Origin of the sequence: Streptomyces sp. NPDC019937 (assembly GCF_040631655.1) — a bacterium.
Lineage (GTDB): Bacteria > Actinomycetota > Actinomycetes > Streptomycetales > Streptomycetaceae > Streptomyces.
Map to the genome: position 1 here is coordinate 481416 of NZ_JBEYAL010000001.1, position 6788 is coordinate 488203.

1 protein-coding gene is annotated in these 6788 nt (G+C 76.1%); it reads left to right on the forward strand.

Annotation, left to right across the window (positions count from 1 at the left end; translation table 11 throughout):
- Window positions 1-31: 31 nt before the first annotated feature.
- Window positions 32-6788, forward strand: a 6757-nt coding sequence (locus ABZ562_RS01840; protein WP_361472514.1) for an SDR family NAD(P)-dependent oxidoreductase, incomplete at its 3' end; no start/stop codon positions are given.

Below are 6788 nucleotides of genomic sequence, written 5' to 3' on the forward strand. Positions count from 1 at the left end.
CCATGCCTCTTCTTCGTTGCGGAGTATGCACATGACCGAGCAGTCACAGGCCGCGATGCTGGAACTGGTGCTGGCGCAGGCCGCTGCCGTGCTGCGGGCCGCCGACCCCGACACCTACGGGGACGGACCCACCGACGTGGCGGCCGACCGCCCGTTCCTGGCGGAGGGCCTGGACTCGCTCGGCCTGGTCCAGCTGCACCGGCGGCTCACCGCCGAACTGGGGGTGGAGCTGCCCGTCACCATCGGCTTCGACCACCCGACACCGGCCGCCCTCGCCCGCCACCTGGTGGACGTGGTGCACGGCACCGCCGAGCCGGAAGACCACCACGAGCCCGCCACCACCGCCGCGCCCGTGGCGTCCGACGAGCCGATCGCCATCGTCGGAATCGGCTGCCGCTACCCCGGCGGGGTGACCTCGCCCGAGGACCTGTGGCGGATCCTGGCCGACGGCACCCATGTGCTCACCGACTTCCCCGCCGACCGGGGCTGGGACCTGGACCGCCTCTACGACCCCGACCCCTCCGCCACCGGCACCAGCTATGTGCGGCGCGGCGGATTCCTGCCGGACGCCGCCGACTTCGACGCCGACTTCTTCCAGATCAACCCCAAAGAGGCGCTGGCCATGGACCCCCAGCAGCGGCTGCTGCTGGAGACCACCTGGGAGGCGCTGGAGCGCGCCGGCATCGACCCGGGCCGGTTGCGCGGCACCCCGTCGGGCGTGTTCATCGGCGTCGAGCCGCACGAGTACGGGCCACGTACCCACGAGGCGCCGGACGGCCTCGACGGCTATGTCCTGGGCGGCAGCCTGCCCAGCGTCGTGTCAGGGCGCGTCGCCTACACGCTCGGCCTCGAAGGGCCCACGCTCACCGTCGACACCGCGTGCTCCGGCTCGCTCACCGCCCTCCACCTGGCCGTACGGTCCCTCCAGCGCGGGGAGTGCGGGCTGGCGCTGGCGGGCGGTGTCACCGTCATCTCCAGCCCCGGTACGTTCACCACGTTCAGCCGCCAGCGCGGCCTGGCCCCGGACGGGCGGATCAAGGCGTTCGCCGCGGCGGCGGACGGCACCTCCTTCGCCGAGGGCGCGGGCGTGTTCGTCCTGGCCCGCCTCACCGACGCGCTGCGCGACGGACACCCGGTGCTGGCCGTGATCCGCGGCACCGCCATCAACCAGGACGGCGCGAGCAACGGCCTCGCCGCGCCCAACGGCCTCGCGCAAGCGCGCGTCATCCGCCAGGCGCTCGCCGACGCGGGCCTCACCCCCGGCGAGGTCGACGCGGTCGAGGCGCACGGCACCGGCACCACCCTCGGCGACCCCATCGAAGGCCAGGCCCTGGTGGCCACCTACGGAGGCGGGCGCGCACCCGGCAAGCCCCTCTGGCTGGGGTCGGTGAAGTCCAACATCGGGCACACCGGCGCGGCGGCGGGCGCCGCCGGGGTCATCAAGATGGTCCAGGCGATGCGCAACCGCACGCTGCCCCGCACCCTGCACGTGGACGCCCCGACCCCGCACGTCGACTGGTCCGGCGGCACCGTCCGGCTCCTCACCGAGCCCGTCCCGTGGGAGGCCACGGACACCCCGCGCCGGGCCGGGATCTCCTCGTTCGGCGCGAGCGGCACCAACGCCCACGTCATCATCGAAGAACCGCCCGCCCCCGCCCCGGAAGCCCCGGAAGCTCCGGAAACCCCCGAGGCCCCCGCGGCCGGCCGCCCCGTCCCCGTCGTCCTGTCCGCCCAGGGCGAGGACGCCCTGCGCGGCCAGGCCGCCCGGCTCCTGACGGCCCTGGACGACGCGTCGCCGCTGGACATCGCCTACTCGGCCGCCACCACGCGCGCCGCGCTGCGCCACCGCGCCACGGTCGTCGCCACCGACCGCGACCAGCTGCGCCGCGCCCTGACCGCCCTCGCCGAGGGCGAGACCGCGCCCGGGCTGCTCACCGGGACGACGCGGGCGACGGGCCGGACCGCGTTCCTGTTCACCGGCCAGGGCAGTCAGCGGGTCGGCATGGGACGCGAACTGGCCCGGGCCTTCCCGGTGTTCGCGCGGGCCCTCCAGGAGGCCGCCGACCACCTCGACCTCCACCTCGACGAGCCGCTGGGCGAGGTGCTGTTCGCCGAGCCCGGCTCGCCGCGGACCGAACTCCTCCACCGGACCCGGTACGCGCAGGCGGCGCTCTTCGCCGTCGAGACCGCCCTGTTCCGGCTGCTGGAGTCGTGGGGCGTCACCCCCGGCCTGGTCGCCGGGCACTCCATCGGCGAGATCGCCGCCGCGCACGCCGCCGGGGTCATGACCCTGGCCGACGCGGCCCTGCTGGTCGGCGCGCGCGGCACGCTGATGGACGAACTGCCCGTCGGCGGCGCCATGGTGGCCGTCCAGGCCGAGGAGGGGGAGGTCGCCCCGTACCTGACCGACCGGGTCGGCCTCGCCGCCGTCAACGGCCCGGCCGCCGTGGTGCTGTCCGGTGAGGCCGACGCCGTGCTGGCCGTCGCCGCCCGCTTCGCCGAACAGGGCCGCAAGACGCGACGGCTGCGCGTCTCGCACGCCTTCCACTCGCCGCTGATGGACCCGATGCTCGACGGCTTCCGCCGGGTCGCCGAAACCCTCACGTACGCGCCGCCCCGCATCCCCCTGGTGTCCGCGCTGACCGGGGAGGCCGGCACCGTATTCGACGCCGGCTACTGGGTGCGCCACGTCCGCGAGCCGGTGCGGTTCGCCGACGCCATGCACCGGCTGGAGGCCCACGGCGTCACCGCCTATCTGGAACTGGGCCCCGACGCCGTGCTGTCGGCGATGGGGCGCGACTGCCTCGCCGACGGCGGCCCCGACACCGCGTTCGCCGCGCTGCTGCGCGACGGGCACGACGAGGAACGGCAGGCCGTCACCGCGCTCGGCACGGCGCACGCGCACGGCGTGGCCGTCGACTGGGACCGCTTCTTCGCGGGCCGCGGCGCCCGCCGGACCGCGCTGCCCACCTACGCGTTCCAGCGCAAGCGGTACTGGCTGGACGCCGGAAGCGGCCCGGGCACCATCGGGCATCCGCTGCTGGACACCGCCGTCAGCCTCGCGGGCGTCGACGGGCTGGTCCTGACGGGCCTGCTGTCCACCCGGTCGCAGCCGTGGCTGGCCGACCACGTCATCGCCGGCGTCGTCCTCGTGCCCGGCACCGCCCTGGTCGAGCTGGCCGTGCGGGCCGGGGACGAGGCGGGCTGCGGCGTGGTGGAGGAACTCACCCTGGAGACGCCGCTGTCGCTGACCGGGGAGGCGGCGGTGGAGGTCCAGGTCGCCGTCGGCGCGCCCGACGCGGCGGGCCGGCGCACCGTCGAGATCTACTCCCGCCCCGCGCGCAGCGAGGAGAACTGGACCCGGCACGCCAGCGGCGTGCTGGCCGAACACGGCGAGGGCGCGGCCGCCGACGGGGCCGCGTTCGCCCAGTGGCCACCGGACGGCGCGGAGCCCATCGACGTCGACGGCCTCTACGAGCGCCAGGCCGCGCAAGGGTACGGCTACGGGCCCGCGTTCCAGGGCGTGCGCGCCGCGTGGCGCCGCGGGGACGAGGTGTTCGCCGAGGTCGCCCTCGACGAACCGGGCGCCGAACGGTTCGGGCTGCATCCGGCGCTGCTCGACGCCAGCCTGCACGCCGCCGAAGGGCCGGAGGACGACGGCCAGGTGCGGCTCCCGTTCGCCTGGCTCGGCCTCGAACTGCACGCCGCCGGCGCCACCGCCGTACGCGCCCATCTGCGCCGGACCGCCGCGGACGAGGTCGCGGTCGAGCTGGCCGACACCACCGGGGTGCCGGTCGCCACCGTACGCTCCCTCGTCCAGCGGCCCGTGCCGCTGAACGGGGTGCTGTCCGGGGCACGGGACGGGGCACTGCTGCGCGTCGAATGGACCGAGGCCCAGGCCCCGCCGCAGCCGGACGCCACGGCCGGGGAATTCCAGCTCGCGTACGTGCCCGCCACCTTCCCCGGCACCCCCGCCGAGGCCGCGCGGGAAGCCACGCTGTACGGCCTGAGGCTCATCGAGAACGCGCTGCGAGACGACACCCGGCTGGCCATCGTCACCCGCGAGGCGCGGGGCGACCTGACCCTCGCGCCCCTGTGGGCGCTGGTGCGCTCCGCCCAGGCCGAGAACCCCGGCCGGTTCGTCCTGCTCGGCACCGACCGCGAGGTGCCCGAGACCGAACTGCGCGCCGCCCTGGCCACCGGCGAACCCCAACTCGCCCTGCGCGACGGCTCGGTGCTCGTACCGCGCCTGGTGCGCACCCCTTTGCCGGACGCCCCGCCGCGCGCCGCGTGGGACCCGGACGGCACGGTGCTGATCACCGGCGGCACCGGGGGGCTCGGCGGCCTGGTCGCCCGCCATCTCGTCCGCCGGTACGGGGTGAAGCGCCTGCTGCTCACCGGCCGGCGCGGCCCGGACGGCCCCGGCGCCGCCGAACTCGTCGCCGAACTGGCCGGATCGGGCGCTCAGGCGACCGTGGCCGCCTGTGATGTGGCCGACCGCGCCGCCCTGGCGGCGCTGCTGGAGGCCGTCCCCGACGAGCATCCGCTGACGGCCGTCGTCCACGCCGCCGGAGTCATCGACGACGGGCTGGCCGGATCGCTCACCCCCGAGCAGGTCCGTACCGTCTTCCACGGCAAGGCGGACGGCGCCTGGCACCTGCACGAGCTGACCCGGGACCGTCCGCTGGCCGCGTTCGTGCTGTTCTCCTCCGCAGCCGGGACCCTGGAGTCCGCCGGGCAGGGCAACTACGCCGCCGCCAACGCCTTCCTCGACGCGCTCGCCGAGCACCGGGCCGCCCACGGCCTCACCGCCACATCCCTGGCGTGGAACCTGTGGGCGGGCGACGCGGGCATGGGCGCCCGCCTGGACGAGGTGACCCTCCGCCGCGCCGCGCGGTCCGGGCTGCCCGCCCTCGCCTCCGAGGAGAACCTCGCCCTCTTCGACCAGGCCCTCACCACCGGCGCACCCGCCCTGGTGCCGCTGCGCCTCGACGTCCCCGCGCTGCGGGCCCGCCCCGACGGCATCCCGCCGATGCTGCGCGGCCTGGTCCGTACCCCCGCCCGCCGCGCCACCGCCGCCACGGCCACCAGCGCCCCGGGCGGGGCGCTGGCCGACCGGCTGGCCGGGAAACCGGACGCCGAACGGGCCCGGATCGTCCTGGACCTGGTGCGCGCGCAGATCGCCGTCGTCCTCGGCCACGACAGCGGCACCGCCATCGACCCCCGCCGCGCCTTCACCGAGCTGGGCTTCGACTCCCTGGCCGCCGTCGAACTGCGCAACGCGCTCGGCGAGGCCACCGGGCTCCGGCTCACCTCCACCCTGATCTTCGACCACCCGACCCCGAGCGCCCTGGCCGACCACGTGCTCGACAAGGTGCGCGGCGCCACCACCTCCACCGCCGCCCCGGCGCGGACCGCCGTGCGGGCCCCGGCCGAGGAGCCCATCGCGATCGTGGCGATGGCCTGCCGCTACCCCGGCGGCGTCACCTCCCCCGAGGAGCTGTGGCGGCTGGTCGCCGACGGCACCGACGCGATCGCCGGCTTCCCCGAGGACCGGGGCTGGAACCTCGAGGAGATCTACCACCCCGAGCCCGGCAGACACGGCACCACCGCCACCCGCGAGGGCGGCTTCCTCTACGACGCCGCCGACTTCGACCCCGCCTTCTTCGGCATCAGCCCGAAGGAGGCCCAGGCGATGGACCCGCAGCACCGCCTGCTGCTGGAAACCGCGTGGGAGACCCTGGAGCGCGGCGGCATCGACCCGCTGTCCCTGAAGGGCAGCGCCACCGGTGTGTTCGCCGGGGTCATGTACCACGACTGGGCTCCGCCGTCGGGCTCCGTCCCCGAAGACCTCGCGGGCTTCACCGCGGGCGGCGGCCTCGGCAGCGTCGCCTCCGGCCGCATCGCGTACACCCTCGGCCTCCAGGGCCCGGCGGTCACCATCGACACCGCCTGCTCCTCCTCCCTGGTGGCGATGCACTGGGCGGCGCAGGCGCTGCGGCAGGGCGAGTGCACCCTCGCGCTGGCCGGTGGCGTCACCGTGATGGCCACCCCGGAGACGTTCATCGGGATGAGCCTGCAGCGCGGACTCGCCGCCGACGGCCGCTGCAAGGCGTACGGCGCCTCCGCCGACGGCACCGGCTGGGGCGAGGGCGCGGGGCTGCTGCTGCTGGAACGGCTGTCGGACGCACGCCGCGCCGGACACCCCGTGCTCGCCGTGATGCGCGGCTCCGCCGTCAACCAGGACGGCGCCTCCAACGGCCTGTCCGCGCCCAACGGCCCCGCCCAGCAACGGGTGATCCGGCAGGCCGTGGCCGCCGCGGGCCTCACCCCAGCCGACATCGACGCGGTCGAGGGCCACGGCACCGGCACCACCCTCGGCGACCCGATCGAGGCCCAGGCCCTGATGGCCACGTACGGCCAGGAGCGTGCGGACGGCGAACCGCTGTGGCTGGGATCGGTCAAGTCCAACCTGGGGCACACCCAGGCCGCCGCCGGAGTCGCCGGTGTGATCAAGATGGTGATGGCGATGCGGCACGGGGTGCTGCCCCGCACCCTGCACGCCGACACCCCCTCCCCGCACATCGACTGGACCGAGGGCGCCGTCGAACTCCTCACCGAGGCCCGGCAGTGGCCGGGGAACGGCCGCCCGCGGCGCGCCGCGGTGTCCTCGTTCGGCGTCAGCGGCACCAACGCCCATGTGGTCCTGGAGGAGGCGCCGCCGCTCGCCGCGCGCGAACCGCGCGGCGAGCGGCCCCCGGCCGCCCCGCCGGTCGAGCCGCTCACCG